Origin of the sequence: Variovorax sp. Root411 (assembly GCF_001425205.1) — a bacterium.
Classification (GTDB): Bacteria; Pseudomonadota; Gammaproteobacteria; order Burkholderiales; family Burkholderiaceae_C; genus Variovorax.
Genome location: NZ_LMDW01000015.1, coordinates 529,395 through 544,548, shown reverse-complemented (window position 1 = coordinate 544,548; position 15,154 = coordinate 529,395). Strand labels below are relative to the sequence as shown.

Here is a 15,154-nt window from a genome sequence, read left to right as displayed (position 1 = left end):
GTCCCGTTGGGTGCGTTTGATGCTTGATTCCATTGACTTGCCTTTTCTTGAGGGAAAAGGTGTCAACCCAGTTCAGGACGGGTCACAGACAAGAAAAAGCCGCTCAAGAGCGGCTTTCGCATTCAGCAGGTTGCTGCTTAGTAGTAGCGCGAGCTGTTCATGCGACGCATCGCTTCATACAGCGTAGGCATGCGCACTTGCTGCGTGCGGGTGCTCATGCGGGCCAGTGCGTCGATCTTGGCAGCTTCGGTGGCAGGCACAGTGCCTTCCGATTGCTGACGCCACATCGCGGCCTGCAGCTCTTGCATGACGCGCGGGTCGTTCTGGGCGGTTTCCAGGAAACGGGCGTCGGCACGGGCAGCGGCGCGGCGCTCGGCGGCAGTGCGCCACGCACCGGCGATGCTGCTTTGGCGCATCGAGCCTGCGAACAGCGCGAACAAGGCGATGGCAGTGATGCAGAACACGGTCCAAGCAGCGAGCAGGCCGCCTTCGTTCCAGTTGGAAACGAGGGAGTCGGTCACCACCAGCACCGCCGCCGCGATGGCGACGATCAACAGCGCGGCGAGCGGGCGAGCGCCATTGATGCCGGCGCGCGCGGCCTGGATCTGGCCGAACAGGACTTCGGCGCGATGCACGCCGGGGTGGACAGTAGGTTGGTCAACGTGAACGAAGCTGGTCATGATGCATCCCTCCTGGGACAGTGTGGAAATCAGTGGTGGCGAACAGGGCCGATGCAGTGATATTAGGGCTTACCCTAGTGCGCATCCACTTTATCTTTCTGATGTTTATCATTCACAAAACTGATGGACGTCAACTTTCGCACGCTCGATCTCAACCTGCTTCGCGTCTTCGATGAGGTGATGGCGGAGCGCAACCTCACGCGTGCCGCCCGCAACCTCTCGATCACGCAACCGGCGGTGAGCAACGCGCTGAGGCGCCTGCGCGAAGTGCTGGGAGACGAGCTGGTGCGCCGTTCCGGCGCTGGCGTCGAACCCACGCCGCGCGCGCTGGCCCTGTGGCCGACCGTACGCGACGCCCTGCGCCAGCTGCAGCACACGCTGGCTCCCGGTGAGTTCGATGCGGGGGTCGCCGACACCACCTTTTTATTAGCGATGGCCGATGCCACCGCGGCCGAACTGATCCCCGGACTGGTAAAGATCGCCGAAAAGGAGGCACCCGCCATCTCGCTGCGCGTGCTGCCGCTGACCACGCGCGACCCGCGCCGCATGCTGGAACTCGAAGAGGTGGATGTGGCCGTCGGCTATTTCCCGGCAGTGATCGCGAGCCTCGCGGCGCGCGGGCAATCCGGCGTGGGGGTCGCATTCGAAACCCAGCGGCTCTACCTGGGCCAGTACGTATGCGTGATGCGGCGTGGGCACCCACTGGCCAACGCGCCCCTTACGCTCGACGACTATTGCGCGGCGCGGCACCTGCTGGTGAGTTTTTCGGGACGGCCATACGGCTTCATCGACCAGACGCTGGGCGCCCTGGGCCGCGAACGGCGCATTGCGGTGACGGTGAACCAGTTCTTCACGGCGGGACGGGTGGTCGCCAACTCAGACCTGCTGACGGTGCTGCCGCGCCACTTCGTGACCGTGACCGGCATCGACGACCAGTTGGTACTGCGCGACCTGCCTTTCGACCAGCCGCCGGTGCATGTGGATGCCATCTGGCACCGGCGCGCCCAGCACGGACATGCGCACGAGTGGCTGCGAGCGGCGCTGTTGCGCTCGGCAGCGGCGGCTTTCGCCGGGTCGGTCCTCGGGCAGAAGGTGCCCGGCTGACCGGAGGGATCAGCGAACGACGCTGAGCCAGGCCGAGGCGGCGGCGCGCAGTTCCTGCGCGTGGTGGGCTCCACGACCGGCGCGCATGTCGGCGCTTTCCATCAGCGTGGCGGCGTGGCTGGCCGGGGCGTTGGTGGCGGAGGAACGGAAGAAGCGGGCCACTTGGGCAATGAGGCTGAACATGACAGTGCGCGGCCCGTGGCTGCGCTGGAGTGGTTGATAGATCAAGAATAAGGGTTATCCCTAGTAATTCAAGCCAAGCCTTATGCACTTCATGCATGAGGCAATTCACCTAGACTGCCCCGACGATGAAGCTGCAACTGCTCTCCGACCTGCACCTGGAGTCCCATCCCCGCTTCCGTGCCGAGCCCGTGCCGGGTGCCGACATGCTGGTCCTGGCGGGCGACATCGGCTCCTACCAGCAGGGCTCCCGCCTGACCGATGCCGACTTCGGCCTGGGCCGCTTTTCGCCCCGCAACGGCTGGCCGGTGCCAGTGGTCTATGTGCCAGGCAACCACGAATACGACAACCTCGATTTCGACGAGACCCACGGCCGCCTGCGCGCACTCTGCGAGGAACTCAACATCCTCTGGCTCGAGCGCGAAACCCACGTCATCGACGGCATCCGCTTCGTCGGCACCACGCTGTGGGCTGACTTCGACGCGCTGGCCGAACCCGCCGACAGCTTGGCCGAGGCGCTCAAGAAACGCGGCAAGGCAATGCGCGCAGCCGATTTCTACCTTGAAAAAGCAGCCACCATGCGTAACGGCGAACTCTTCCTCGCCCCACAGCTGCGCGAACAGGCGCTGGCCTGCCAGGCCTGGCTCACCGAGGCGCTGGCCGAGCCTTTCGACGGCACCACGGTGGCCATCACCCACTTCGCACCCAGCCTCGAGAGCCGCGACCCGCGCTACGGACTGACGCCCGGCACGGCCGGTTTCTGCAATGCGCTCGACGAGCTGCTGCCCCGCGCCAAGCTGTGGCTGCACGGCCATCTGCACTGCCCTTCCGACTATATGAAGAGCGGTTGCCGCGTGGTGGCCAACCCGCTGGGTTACGCGCGAAATGGCGAGCAGGAGGGCTTCAAGCCCCATCTGCTGATCGACGTGCGCTGAAAGAACGGCGTCACGCGCCGTAACACGGTAACGGCCGGCAACGTACGCGCCACTGCCGCTGTGTAGACTGACCCGAGCCCATCTCACCGATGGAGGAGAGCGCCATGACGCAACAGCAAGAACAACGACGCACTTTCCTGAAACAGACCGCGGGCGCCGCAGCTGCCACCGGCTTGCTGGGCGTCTGGTCAAGGGCTTTCGCCCAGGGTCCGGGCGAAGGCGCGGGCAAGGCCATGGGCCAGCTGTCGATGGCCGAGATGTCGCGCCGCCTTGTCGCCGGCTCCCTCAGCAGCAGTCAACTGGTGGAAGAAGCGCTGGCCGCCATCCAGAACCCGGCCGGCGAAGGCGCTCGAACCTTCATCCGCGTGCACGCCGACTCGGCCCGCGCCACCGCGGCGCGGCTCGACGCAGAGCGCAAGGACGGCCGACCGGCCGCTTCGCCGATCGCGGGCATCCCGATCTCGCTCAAGGACCTGTTCGACGAAGCCGGCATCACCACGCTCGGCGGCTCGACAGTGCTGGCCGGCCAGCCGCCGGCGGCGCGCGATGCCCTCGCGGTCGAGCGGCTGCGGCGCGCCGGCGCGATCATCATCGGGCGCACCAACACGGTCGAGTTCGCCTACACCGGCCTGGGCATCAACCCGAACTACGGCACGCCGAAGAACGTCTACGACCGCACGACCGGCCGCATCCCGGGCGGCTCGACTTCGGGCGGCGCGATCTCGGTGGCCGACGGCATGGCAGCCGGCGCCATCGGCACCGACACGGGCGGCTCGCTGCGCATTCCGGCCGCGCTCAATGGGCTGGTGGGCTTCAAGCCGACGCAGCGACGCATTCCGCTGGATGGCGTGATTCCGTTGTCGACCTCCTTCGATTCGGCCGGGCCGATGGCATGGACGGTGGAAGACTGCGCCCTGCTCGACTCCGTGCTGGCCGCCGAGCTGCCGCGCCCGCTGCGCGTGCTGCCGCTGCGCGGCCTGCGTTTCGCGGTGCCCAAGACCTTCTTCCAGGACGACCTGTCGCCGCCCGTGGCCGCGGCCTTCGCATCGGCGCTGTCCAAGCTCTCGGCCGCCGGCGCCACGGTCACCGAACTGCCGATGGCCGAGTTCGCGAAGGCGCCGACCATCAACCCGCGCGGCACGATCACCGCCGCCGAGGCCTTCGCCTGGCACCGCGAATTCATCAAGACGAGCGCCGCCAAATACGACCCGCGCGTGCTCGCCCGCATCAAGACCGGCGAAACCATCACAGCGCCCGACTACCTGCAACTGCAGGCGCTGCGCCGCCAGTTCATCCGCTCGATCAACACGGCCGCCGCCGGCTACGACGCCATGCTGATGCCCACCACGCCCGACATCGCACCGCCGATCGCCGAGGTGCTGAAGGACGACGACAGCTACTACCGCATCAACGCCCGCATGCTGCGCAACCCCTCCGTGGTGAACCTGTTCGACGGCTGCGCGCTCTCGGTGCCCTGCCACGACGTAGGCACGGCGCCGGTCGGGCTGATGGTGGCCGGCATCGGCAACACCGACCACCGGCTGCTCGCGGTCGGCGCGGCGGTGGAAGCCGTGGTGACGCCGCGGCGCGCGCTCAGCAGCTGAGACGGCATATCGCGCTCGCACGGCGAAGGAGAAGCGGCAGTCCATCTCGACGTGGGCCGCTTATTCGTCGAGCTCCATGCCGGGCTTGTACAGTTGCATGCAATGACCGCAAGCCTCATTGCAGCACCCGATGGAGCCCGCACGATGATCAGCGCCGAGCAAAACGATTTCATCACCCGCGTCGGACCCGGCGCGCCCGCCGGCCAACTGCTGCGCCGCTACTGGCAGCCGGTGGCCCTGGCCGATGAGCTGGCCGGCCCGCGCCCGGTCAAGCCCGTGAAGCTCATGGGCCAGGACTTCGTGCTGTTCCGCGACGAGAGCGGCCAGCTCGGCATGCTCGACCGCGACTGCCCGCACCGCGGCGCCGACCTCGCCTTCGGCCGGCTGGAAAACGGCGGCCTGCGCTGCGCCTTCCACGGCTGGCTGTTCGACGCCAAGGGCAACTGCCTCGAAATCCCGGCCGAGCCCGCCCCCAGCAAGCTGTGCAGCCGCATCAAGCAGTCGGCCTACGCTGTGGTCGAAAAGAACGGCGTGGTCTTCGCGTACATCGGCGAGGGCGAGCCCCCCGCCTTTCCCGAGTTCGACTGCTTCGTCGCGCCCGACAGCCACACCTTCGCGTTCAAGGGCCTGTTCGAGTGCAACTGGCTGCAGGCGCTCGAAGTGGGCATCGACCCCGCGCACGCCTCTTACCTGCACCGCTTCTTCGAGGACGAAGACACCTCCGGGAGCTACGGCAAGCAGTTCCGCGGCGCCTCGGCCGACTCCGACATGCCCATCACCCGGGTGCTGCGCGAGTACGACCGCCCCGACATCAGCGTGGAGCCCACCGACTACGGCTTCCGCCTGAAGGCGCTGCGCAAGCTGTCGGAAGACACCACGCACGTGCGCGTGACCAACCTGGTGTTCCCGCAGGCCTTCGTGATCCCGATGAGCGCGGAGATGACCATCTCGCAATGGCATGTGCCGGTGGACGACACGCACTGCTACTGGTACGCCATCTTCACCAGCTTCACCGGCCCGGTCGACAAGCAGCAGATGCGCGACCAGCGCCTGAAGCTCTACGAACTGCCCGGCTACACCTCGCGCAAGAACAAGCGCAACAACTACGGCTACAGCGTCGACGAGCAACTGACCGAAACCTACACCGGCATGGGCGACGACATCAACGTGCACGACCAGTGGGCAGTGGAGTCGCAGGGCGCCATCCAGGACCGCACGCGCGAGCACCTGGGCAGCACCGACAAGGGCATCATCACCTACCGCCGCATGCTCGTGAAAGCCATCGACGCCACGCTGGCCGGCGAGAGCGCGCCGATGCTCATCGAGGCCGCGCAGGCCCGCGCAATGACCGGCCCTCCGTCCATCGACGGCATCGGCCGCGTCAGCGACGAAGCGGCCACCGAGGCCTACTGGCAGGACGCCGACCGCGCTCGCCGACTGAAGTCCGACTGGGCCTCGGCACGGCTCGTCGCCTGACACCCGCTCACAGCACGCACGCCATGAGCAGCCACACACTCGTCGACCGCTTCGGTCTCTGGTCCGACGACCAGCACGCGCAGGCCAGGGAACTGGTGCGCCGCATCGACAGCGGCGAGGTGGACCTCGTGCGCTTCGCCTGGCCCGACCAGCACGGCATCCTGCGCGGCAAGACGCTGGTGGCCACCGAGGCCCGCTCGGCGCTGTGGGAGGGCGTGAACCTCACCTCCACGCTGCTGGCCAAGGACACCTCGCACAAAACCGTGTTCCCGGTATTCTCACAAGGCGGCGGCTTCGCCATCGAAGGCCTGCAAGGCGGCGCCGACTTCACCATCGTGGCCGACCCCGCCACCTTCAAGATCCTGCCGTGGTCGCCGCGCACCGGCTGGGTGCTGTGCGACGCGCACATGGCCGACGGCAAGCCCTGCCCCTTCGCGACGCGGCAGATCCTGCAGCGCGCGGTGCGCCATCTCGACGAGCAGGGGTTGGACTTCATCGCCGGCCTCGAAGTGGAGTTCCACGTCTTCAAGCTCGAAGATGCGCGCATGGGCCTGGCCGATTCGGGCCAACCCGGCGAACCGCCGCGCGTGTCGCTGCTGTCGCACGGCCATCAGTACCTGACCGAGCTGCGCTACGACCGCGTCGATACGCTGATGGAACTGCTGCGCTCGCAGCTCATCGCGCTCGGCCTGCCGCTGCGCTCGCTCGAAATCGAATTCGGCCCGAGCCAGTTCGAGCTCACCTTCGGCCCCACGGCCGGCGTGATGCCCGCCGACACCATGGTGCTGCTGCGCAGCGCCATCAAGCAGATCTGCCAGCGCAACGGGCTGCACGCCACCTTCATGTGCCGCCCGAAGATCCCGAACGTGATGTCGAGCGGCTGGCACCTGCACCAGTCGCTGCGCCGCAAGAGCGACGGCACCAATGCGTTCATGCCAGAGGCTGCAGAGCAGCCCCTGAGCGAAATCGGCATGCACTACCTCGGCGGCCTCAAGGCACACGCCTGCGGCGCGGCGGCGCTCGCGAGCCCCACCATCAACGGCTACCGCCGCTATCGCCCGTTTTCGCTCGCGCCCGACCGCGCGATCTGGGCCAGGGACAACCGCGGTGCGATGCTGCGCGTGCTCGGCGGCGCGGGGCAAAGCGCCTCGCGCATCGAGAACCGCGTGGGCGAGCCGACGGCCAATCCGTACCTCTACCTCGCGTCGCAGCTGTTCTCGGGGCTCGACGGCATCCGCAGCAGGATCGACCCCGGTCCTTCGGCCGACGCGCCGTACGAGACGCCGGCCGAACAGCTGCCCCGTTCCCTGGGCGAAGCGCTGGCCTGCCTGCGCCGCGACGAGATGCTCAACACGCAGATGGGCAAGGTCTTCGTCGACTACCTCTGCCACATCAAGGAAGCGGAAATCGCCCGCTTCAACCTCGAAGTCAGCGATTGGGAACACCGCGAGTACTTCGACATGTTCTGAACGAGCCCACCCGCGAAGCAAGCGATGCCGAGGCCGGCGGCTACAGCAACTCTTCGCCTACGATGGGCAGCAGCAGCCAGTTCTTGAAGCGCAGCCAGAGGAATTCGCCGGGCTCGTCCTCGTGGACGATGTCGCCGCCGGCGTCGTCGTACTCGAGCCACTGCACACGCCGGCCGTCGGGCCCGAGCCGAAGCCTGTAGCCCAGGTTGAGGCGCTCGCCGCTGAGAAGCTTGTCATAGTCCTTCACCAGCTCGGGGCTGTCGATGACCAGGCCCATTTCGGTGTTGACGGCGGCCGAGCGGTGGTCGAGGTTCATCGAGCCGACGAAAAAGCGGTCGTCGTCGACGATTGCGAGCTTGGCGTGCAGCCGGCTGATCGACTTGCCGAAATCCCCGAACCGGCCCGAGCGCCCCGTGAGCGTGGGCGCGATCTCGTAGATGGTGACGCCGATCTTCAGCATGTCGGCGCGGTAGCGCTCGTAGCCCGCGTAGGCGAGCGGCTCGTCGGTCGCGCCGAGCGAGTTGGTGACCACGGTGATGCGTCCGCCCCGCTCGATGGCCTTCTTCATCATCGCCATGCCGCGCGCGCCAGGAATGAAATACGGCGAGCCGATCTTGACTTCGCGCTTCGCCGAATTGATGACGCCGAGGGCGCCCTCGGTTACGCTGCCCTCGAAGGCCGCTTCGGGCTTGCGCGTGATCTTCTCGGGGTCGTCCACGAACAGCGTGAATGGCGCCCAGTAGCGCTCGACATCGCCGGTGATCAGCTCCTGTCCCACCGGGGGCTTGTCGAGGACGTCGCGCGGGCGCATCGGCACGTCGGGCACCGCGGTGCGCGCGATAGCGTCGAAGCGCTTCTGCGCCTCTTCCACCGGCATGCGCAGCGGCGCGATCTGCTCGATGGGACGCACGTGCTCGCTGTTCCAGTAGCGGTCGAAGCCCTCGGACATCTGGCGCACCACGGGGCCGCTGGACAGCACGTCCATGTCGATGAAGTTCGCCGCCGTGCTGCGCATGAAGTACTCGTTGGCGATATTTCTGCCGCCCGACACCGCGAAGCTGTTGTCGGCCACCAGCAGCTTGTTGTGCATGCGATGGTTGATGCGGCCGAAGTCGGTCAATGAAAACAACAGCCGCGCCGACAGCGAATTGGCGCGCGAGGGCAGCGGGTTGAACAGCCGCACCTCGATGTTCGGGAAGGCCGACAGCGTGCTGAAGACCTCGTCCTCGCCGGCCGTGTAGAGGTCGTCCACCAGCAGGCGCACGCGCACGCCGCGCGCGGCGGCTTCGCGCAGCTCCTTGAGCAGCAGCAGGCCGACGTCGTCCTTCTGGATCAGGTAGTACTGCACGTCGAGCGACTTCTCGGCATGCCGCGCGAGCGAAATGCGGGCGTCGAAGGCGAACGCCGCCTCGGGCAGCAGCCGGAAGCCCGAGAGCGTGGCGGAGCCGCCCGGCATGCCCTTGGCCGCCAGCTGCCCGAGTTCGGTCTGCGCCACGTCGGTGATCGCCGTGACGCTCGCGCGCGGCACGGGCGGCGGCAGGCTGACGCAGCCTGCCAGCCATGTGGCTGCCACGAACCCCAGGAAGGCGGCAAAGCGACGGACGATGAAAGCGCGCATGGCCCGAACTGTAGCTCGCGACGGGCCGCAGCGGCGGCCTATGATCGACCCGCAAAAAAGGAAAGAGAAGCGTGCTCAACGGCTTGTGGCTGGGTTTCTTCGGGATGGCGGCGCTGGCGGCGCTGGGACGGTGGCTCGTGGGGGGCGACCCGACCGTGTTCGCGGCCCTGGTCGAAAGCCTGTTCGCGATGGCGCGGCTGGCGGTCGAGGTGATGGTGCTGCTGTTCGGCACGCTCACGCTGTGGCTGGGCTTCCTGCGCATCGCCGAGGCCGCGGGGCTGGTCGGCTGGCTCGCGCGGCTGCTGGGGCCGCTGTTCCGGCGCCTCATGCCGGGCGTGCCGGCGGGGCACCCCGCCCTCGGGCTCATCACGATGAACTTCGCGGCCAATGCGCTGGGGCTGGACAACGCCGCCACGCCCATCGGCCTGAAGGCGATGCGCGAGCTGCAGCGGCTGAACCCCGACCCGGTGACCGCCACCAACGCGCAGATTCTGTTTCTGGTGCTCAACGCTTCGTCGCTGACCTTGCTGCCGGTCACCATCTTCATGTACCGCGCGCAGCAGGGCGCGGGCGACCCGACGCTGGTGTTCCTGCCGATCCTGCTGGCCACCAGCGCCTCGACGCTGGTCGGGCTGCTGTCGGTGGCGGTGGCGCAGCGCCTGCGGCTGTGGGACCCGGTGGTGCTGGCCTACCTCGTGCCCGGCGCGCTGCTGCTGGGCGGCTTCATGGCGCTGCTGGGCACGCTGTCGGCGGCGGCCATCGCGTCGCTGTCGTCGCTGCTGGGCAACCTCACGCTGTTCGGCGTGATCATGGTGTTCCTGCTGGCCGGGGCGATCCGCCGCGTGAAGGTGTACGAATGCTTCATCGAAGGCGCGAAGGAAGGCTTCGACATCGCGAAGAACCTGCTGCCGTACCTCGTTGCGATGCTGTGTGCGGTCGGCGTGCTGCGGGCCTCGGGCGCGCTCGACTTCGTGCTCGGCGGCCTGCGCTGGCTGGTGCACGCAGGCGGCTTCGACGCCCGCTTCGTCGACGCCATGCCCACCGCGCTGGTCAAGCCTTTCTCGGGCAGCGCGGCGCGCGCGATGCTGATCGAGACCATGAAGAGCCAGGGCGTCGACAGCTTTCCCGCGCTGGTGGCCGCCACCATCCAGGGCAGCACCGAGACCACCTTCTACGTGCTGGCGGTGTACTTCGGTGCGGTCGGCATCCAGCGTGCGCGGCACTCGGTGGCGTGTGCGCTGCTGGCGGAGCTGGCGGGGGTCGTGGCCGCTGTCGCTGTTTGCTACTGGTTCTTCGGGTAGGTCGAGTTCGGTTCAGTTCGGTTCAGGGCGCGCTCACGCCGACGCGGTGACCTTTTTCGCGAATGTCCCCCGCTTCGCTCCTCCTTTATTTCGCGAAAAAGGCCCCCGCATCGGCGCGATCGTTCAGAGCACTGGTTGATCAGCGGGACACCAGCAACGTGCCCTCGTGCACAGGGCGTCGGGTGCTCCCCGCAGCGAAATAAAGGAGGAGCGAAGCGGGGGACATTCGCGCAGGGGAGTACCCGGCGGCCTGTGCGCGCGCCCTGAATGACTTACCTGCCGCCACCGTCTAAACCAGCCTCGTGGCAGAGCTGATGAGCCCGGCCCAGCAACCCGACAGGCGCTGAGCCAAAATGGTCCTCCGCCCTCCAAGCCTTGCCGCCTTTTTCAGTGACCACTTCCCGCCGGGCCCAGCCGCCCTCCTTTTCGCCCGACGAGTTTCGTGAAGCGCTCGGCATGTTCGCCACCGGCGTCACCATCGTCACCGCGCGCGCGGCCGACGGCACGCTGGTCGGCCTCACGGCCAACTCCTTCAACTCGGTGTCGCTGGCGCCGCCGCTGGTGCTGTGGAGCCTGGCGCGCGCGGCCGGCTCGATGCCCGCGCTGAGCGCCGGTTCGCACTACGCGGTGAACATCCTGGCGGCCAACCAGAAGGCGCTGGCCGAACGCTTCGCCGCCAAGAACATCGACCGCTGGGCCGACGTGGCCTTCACCGAGGGCCTCGGCGGCGCACCGGTGCTGGTGGGCGCGGCCGCCAGCTTCGAGTGCTTCAACCGCAGCCGCTACGACGAAGGCGACCACGTGATCTTCGTGGGCGAGGTGGAGCGCTGCACGCACGATGCAGGCGCCTCGCCGCTGCTGTTCCACGGCGGGCGCTTCTATACCGAGCATCCCTTGTGATGAAACGCCCTGCGCTGTTGTCCGTCCTGTTGCTCGCCGCGCAGACCGGCATGGCGCAGGAAACGGCGGGGCCGCTCAAACAGAACTGGTTCGACGATCCGTTCTTCCAGGTGTCCGCGGGCCTGCCGGCCTGTGCGATGCCCGAAGGCCCGTTCTATACCGCCGAGGAACGCCGCCTGCAGACCCATTCGCGGCTGGAGCGCGGCACCAGCTGCTGGCTGGCCGGCAAATGCACCGACAGCAACGCCTACCGCTACGACAAGCCGCTCGCGCCCAAGGTGCGCGCCGCGCTGCTGGCCGTGCCGGGCGTGAACAAGGGCAGCGTATGGGTAGTGATCCAGCGCCGCTGGGTCTACCTGCAGGGCTGCGTGCCCAACGCGGCGCTGGCGAAGAAGCTCGAACGCGCCGCGCGCGCCCTGCCCGACGTCGAGACCGTGGTGCCCGACCTGATGGTCGGCACGCGCGGCAAGCCGCCCTACCCGCTGGCCGCGAACTGAAGGCGCCTTGCGCGCAGATCATGCGGGCGCGGTACGATCATCGGATGAATCTGGCGGGCCATCCGCCGTGACCGACCGACCGCCAATGATCCAGCGCAAGACCCATCTCGACAGCCTCGCCATCGGCCTGCTCATTGCCTGCTGCGCCTTCTGGGGGCTGCAGCAGATCCTCATCAAGACCACCGTGGCCGAGGTGCCGCCTCTGTGGCAGGCCACGATCCGCATGGTCGGCGCGACGGTGCTGCTGTGGCTGTGGTGCGTGTGGCGGCGCGTGCCGCTGTTCGAGCGCGACGGCACGCTGTGGCCCGGGCTGCTGGCCGGCCTGCTGTTCTCGGGCGAATTCGCCGGCATCTACCTGGGGCTGCAGCACACCAGCGCCTCGCGGCTCACGGTGTTTCTCTACACCGCGCCCTTCTGGGTGTCGCTGCTGCTGCCGCGCTGGGTGCCCGCCGAACGGCTGCGCGGCTTCCAGTGGCTGGGGCTGTTCATCGCGTTTTCGGGCGTGGTGCTGGCTTTCAGCGAGGGCTTCGGCCACATGAGTTCGTCGCAGCTCGTCGGCGACGGGATGGCGCTGGCCGCCGGCATGCTCTGGGGCTTGACCACGCTGACGCTGCGCACCACGCGGCTGGCCACGGCCAGTGCGGAGAAGACGCTGTTCTACCAGGTGGCGGTGACGGCGGCGGTGTGCCCGGTGGTGTCGCTGGCGCTTGGCGAGCACTGGAGTTTTTCGTACTCCACCTGGGCCTGGGCGTCCATCGGCCTGCAGACCGTGATCGGCGCCTTCGCCAGCTACCTCACCTGGATGTGGCTGCTGCGGCACTACCCGGCCACGCAGATGTCGTCCTTCACCTTTCTCACGCCGCTGTTCGCGCTGGTGTTCGGCGTGGTGCTGCTGAAGGAGCCGCTCACGGCGCAGTTGATGATGGCGCTGGTCGGCGTGGCGCTGGGCATCGTGCTGGTGAACCGGCGGCCTGCGGTACAACGCAGCGCATGACCAAGACAACCACGAATTTCCAACCGGTACTCGACGAGATCGTCGCCACCCTGCGCCCGCAACTCGGCCAGGGCGGCACCGTCGCCAGCTACATCCCGGCGCTGGCTCGCGTCGACGCGCGGCAGTTCGGCATTGCGCTGCGCACCTGCGAAGGCGAAGAGGCCGGCGCGGGCGACTGCGAGACGCCCTTCTCCATCCAGAGCGTGTCGAAGCTCTTCACGCTCACGCTCGCCATGCAGCGCATGGGCGACGCGCTGTGGGAGCGCATCGGCCGCGAGCCCTCGGGCAACCCGTTCAACTCGCTGGTGCAGCTGGAGAACGAACAGGGCAAGCCGCGCAACCCGTTCATCAATGCCGGCGCCATCGCGATGGCCGACCGGCTCGTGAGCCAGGCGAAGGCCAACGACAGCAGCGCCAAGGCCGACATCCTAGCGCTGATGGGTAGCCTGTGCGGCGAGCCCATCGTCTTCGACGACGAGGTGGCGAAGTCGGAGGCCGACACGGGCTTTCGCAACATCGCGCTGGCCAATTTCATGAAGAGCTTCGGCAAAATCGACAACGACGTTGCCACTGTGCTCGACACCTACTTCCACCAGTGTGCGCTGCGCATGAGCTGCCGTCAGTTGGCGCGTGCCGCAGCCTTCCTGTGCCGCGACGGCGCGCACCCGATCGATGGCCAACCCGAGATCACCGGCGAGCGTCAGACGCGCCGCATCAACGCGCTGATGCTCACCTGCGGCACCTACGACGCGGCGGGCGACGTGGCCTTTTCCATCGGCCTGCCGTGCAAGAGCGGCGTGGGCGGCGGCATCGTGGCCGTCGTGCCCGACCGGCTCACGCTGTGCGTGTGGTCGCCCGCGCTCGATGCCACCGGCAATTCGCTGCTGGGCATGAAAGCGCTCGAGATGTTCGTCGCGCGCACGGGGCTGTCGGTGTTCTGATCAGGCCGCAGAGGCGAAAATACCCCGCGCAAGAACACAAGCCCCCGAATGACCGAACCGACCGACTCCGACACCCTCCCTTTGCAAGAAGCCCGCCTCTGGCGCGACGACGCCTGGACCGCCCGCGTCATCAAGAACGAGGAAGACGACGGCTGGGCCGTCGAGATGACGCGCCACGGCGACCCCGAGCCGGCACTGGTCGGCCCCTGGACCATGGGCCGCGACAAGAAGAACCCCAAGCCGCTCGACGGCCCCGCCTTCTCCACGCTGGTGAAGACCGCCGCCGAAGTCATCCGCCGCCACGAGCAGCAGCTTCACGCCACGCTCAACAGGAGCGTGACGGTCACGGCGCGCAACGACCAGCGCATCCGCGTGGCCCTGAGCATCGTGCCCGACGAGGACAACCCTTCGGCCACGCTCACGGCCCATGACAACGCCGACGACTCGGAACTCGCCAGCGTGAACGTGTCGCCCGCCTTCAGGCTCACCGCGGCCAGCGCCACCGCCTGGATCGAATCCGGCTACGCGCGGCCGCGCTGAAGCACGCGGCCACCGCCGCTCAAGTCTGGCGGAACGTCGTCAGCACCTTCAGCACGCTCAGCGTGGCGCCGTCGAGCATCGCGGGCTGGCGGTGCGCGATGCCCACGCGCCGCGTGAGCTTCGGGCTCACCGGCAGGATCTGCATGCGGTCGTTGCGTGCGGTGTCGGTGCTTTGTTGCAGCGGCAGCAGCGCCGCGCCATAACCGGCCGCCACCAGGCTGCGCATGGCCGCGTCGTAGTTGAGTTCGATACGCGCGCGCGGCGCGAAGCCGGCGGCGGCGAACCATTCCATCGTGAGGCGGTACATGTGCGTGGTGGCCTCGTTGAAGATCAGCGGCTGCGCCGCCAGCCATGCCGGGGTGACGCGCTTCGGCGCCTTCCAGCGCCGCGGCACGAAGGCCATCATGGGCTGCTCGCACCATGGCGTGACGACGATGCCGCGCAGCGGTGGCTGCGGGATGGCCACCAGGCCGATGTCGAGCGTGCCCGCCGCCAGCCGCTCCATGGCCTCGTAGGAGCCGCGGATGCTCACCTCCACGTCGATGCCCGAATGCTCCGCGCCCAGCGCCTCCAGCACCTGCGGCAGCAGGTCGACCAGCACGCCGGTCGAGGTGCCCAGCCGCACGCGGCCCACGCGCCCTTCGGCCTGGCGCTTGACGGTTTCGATGGCGTCGTCGGTGTCGCGCAGCAGCTTGCGCCCGCGCTCCACCAGCGCGGCGCCCGCCGCCGTCGGCGTGATGCGCCGGTTGCCGCGCACCACCAGCGGCGCGCCGAGGCGCGATTCGAGTTCGCTGATGTGCAGGCTCACCGTGGGCTGCGCGAGGTGCAGCGCCCGGGCCGCCGCCGAGAACGTGCCGAGGTCGACGATGGCGATGAGGGTGCGCAGCTGGTCGAGGTTGAGTTGTCGCATCGGTT

At 68.0% G+C, this 15,154-nt stretch carries 15 protein-coding genes; 11 read left to right on the top strand and 4 right to left on the bottom strand.

The genetic code is table 11. The features are described from left to right. Window positions 1-137 precede the first annotated feature (137 nt). On the bottom strand, window positions 138-680 hold the full coding sequence (locus tag ASC92_RS16645; protein ID WP_056517773.1) for a hypothetical protein: 543 nt from the start codon (window positions 678-680) through the stop codon (window positions 138-140). A gap of 123 nt (window positions 681-803) precedes the next feature. Here ASC92_RS16645 and ASC92_RS16640 point away from each other — a divergent pair, with 123 nt between their 5' ends. Further along, on the top strand, window positions 804-1,784 hold the full coding sequence (locus tag ASC92_RS16640) for a LysR family transcriptional regulator (RefSeq protein WP_056517770.1): 981 nt from the start codon (window positions 804-806) through the stop codon (window positions 1,782-1,784). 9 nt (window positions 1,785-1,793) lie between these two features. Here ASC92_RS16640 and ASC92_RS29090 read toward each other — a convergent pair whose 3' ends face one another. Continuing rightward, the gene (locus tag ASC92_RS29090; protein WP_235505846.1) at window positions 1,794-2,012 is read right to left on the bottom strand and encodes a hypothetical protein; all 219 of its coding nucleotides are present in this window, start codon (window positions 2,010-2,012) and stop codon (window positions 1,794-1,796) included. An 80-nt stretch (window positions 2,013-2,092) separates the two neighbouring features. Here ASC92_RS29090 and ASC92_RS16635 point away from each other — a divergent pair, with 80 nt between their 5' ends. The 4 genes from ASC92_RS16635 to ASC92_RS16620 all read left to right on the top strand — a co-directional run bounded on the left by ASC92_RS16635 (window position 2,093) and on the right by ASC92_RS16620 (window position 7,448). Then, window positions 2,093-2,899 (top strand): metallophosphoesterase, encoded by an 807-nt coding sequence (locus ASC92_RS16635; RefSeq protein WP_056517767.1) that lies wholly within the window; start codon window positions 2,093-2,095, stop codon window positions 2,897-2,899. 104 nt (window positions 2,900-3,003) lie between these two features. Continuing rightward, window positions 3,004-4,503: an amidase gene (locus ASC92_RS16630; protein WP_082519607.1), complete on the top strand. Its 1,500-nt coding sequence runs from the start codon at window positions 3,004-3,006 to the stop codon at window positions 4,501-4,503. Window positions 4,504-4,647: 144 nt separating this feature from the next. After that, on the top strand, window positions 4,648-5,979 hold the full coding sequence (locus tag ASC92_RS16625; RefSeq protein WP_056517764.1) for an aromatic ring-hydroxylating dioxygenase subunit alpha: 1,332 nt from the start codon (window positions 4,648-4,650) through the stop codon (window positions 5,977-5,979). A gap of 23 nt (window positions 5,980-6,002) precedes the next feature. Further along, window positions 6,003-7,448 carry a glutamine synthetase family protein gene (locus ASC92_RS16620; RefSeq protein ID WP_056517759.1) on the top strand — a complete coding sequence of 482 codons (1,446 nt, stop codon included), beginning with the start codon at window positions 6,003-6,005 and terminating at the stop codon, window positions 7,446-7,448. Between the two features lie 40 nt (window positions 7,449-7,488). Here ASC92_RS16620 and ASC92_RS16615 read toward each other — a convergent pair whose 3' ends face one another. Continuing rightward, the gene (locus ASC92_RS16615; protein WP_056517757.1) at window positions 7,489-9,066 is read right to left on the bottom strand and encodes a phospholipase D family protein; all 1,578 of its coding nucleotides are present in this window, start codon (window positions 9,064-9,066) and stop codon (window positions 7,489-7,491) included. Between the two features lie 71 nt (window positions 9,067-9,137). On the opposite strand from ASC92_RS16615, the gene ASC92_RS16610 reads away from it, so the two are divergent. The 6 genes from ASC92_RS16610 to ASC92_RS16585 all read left to right on the top strand — a co-directional run bounded on the left by ASC92_RS16610 (window position 9,138) and on the right by ASC92_RS16585 (window position 14,239). After that, window positions 9,138-10,367, top strand: coding sequence for a nucleoside recognition domain-containing protein (locus ASC92_RS16610; RefSeq protein WP_056517755.1), 1,230 nt, complete (start codon window positions 9,138-9,140; stop codon window positions 10,365-10,367). A gap of 390 nt (window positions 10,368-10,757) precedes the next feature. Beyond that, a complete protein-coding gene (locus tag ASC92_RS16605; RefSeq protein ID WP_056517895.1) occupies window positions 10,758-11,267 on the top strand; it encodes a flavin reductase family protein in 510 nt (169 codons plus the stop codon). Then, entirely contained in the window at window positions 11,267-11,764 is a 498-nt protein-coding gene (locus ASC92_RS16600) for a BON domain-containing protein (RefSeq protein WP_056517751.1), read from the top strand. The genes ASC92_RS16605 and ASC92_RS16600 overlap by 1 nt, the downstream gene beginning before the upstream one ends. A gap of 85 nt (window positions 11,765-11,849) precedes the next feature. Next, window positions 11,850-12,758, top strand: a complete 909-nt coding sequence (locus tag ASC92_RS16595) for a DMT family transporter (RefSeq protein ID WP_056517748.1) — start codon at window positions 11,850-11,852, stop codon at window positions 12,756-12,758. Next, on the top strand, window positions 12,755-13,699 hold the full coding sequence (locus tag ASC92_RS16590; RefSeq protein ID WP_056517745.1) for a glutaminase: 945 nt from the start codon (window positions 12,755-12,757) through the stop codon (window positions 13,697-13,699). Before ASC92_RS16595 ends, ASC92_RS16590 begins: the two co-directional genes overlap by 4 nt. A 48-nt stretch (window positions 13,700-13,747) precedes the next feature. Beyond that, window positions 13,748-14,239, top strand: coding sequence for a hypothetical protein (locus ASC92_RS16585; RefSeq protein ID WP_056517742.1), 492 nt, complete (start codon window positions 13,748-13,750; stop codon window positions 14,237-14,239). Between the two features lie 19 nt (window positions 14,240-14,258). Here ASC92_RS16585 and ASC92_RS16580 read toward each other — a convergent pair whose 3' ends face one another. After that, on the bottom strand, window positions 14,259-15,149 hold the full coding sequence (locus tag ASC92_RS16580) for a LysR family transcriptional regulator (protein WP_056517739.1): 891 nt from the start codon (window positions 15,147-15,149) through the stop codon (window positions 14,259-14,261). Window positions 15,150-15,154 lie beyond the last annotated feature (5 nt).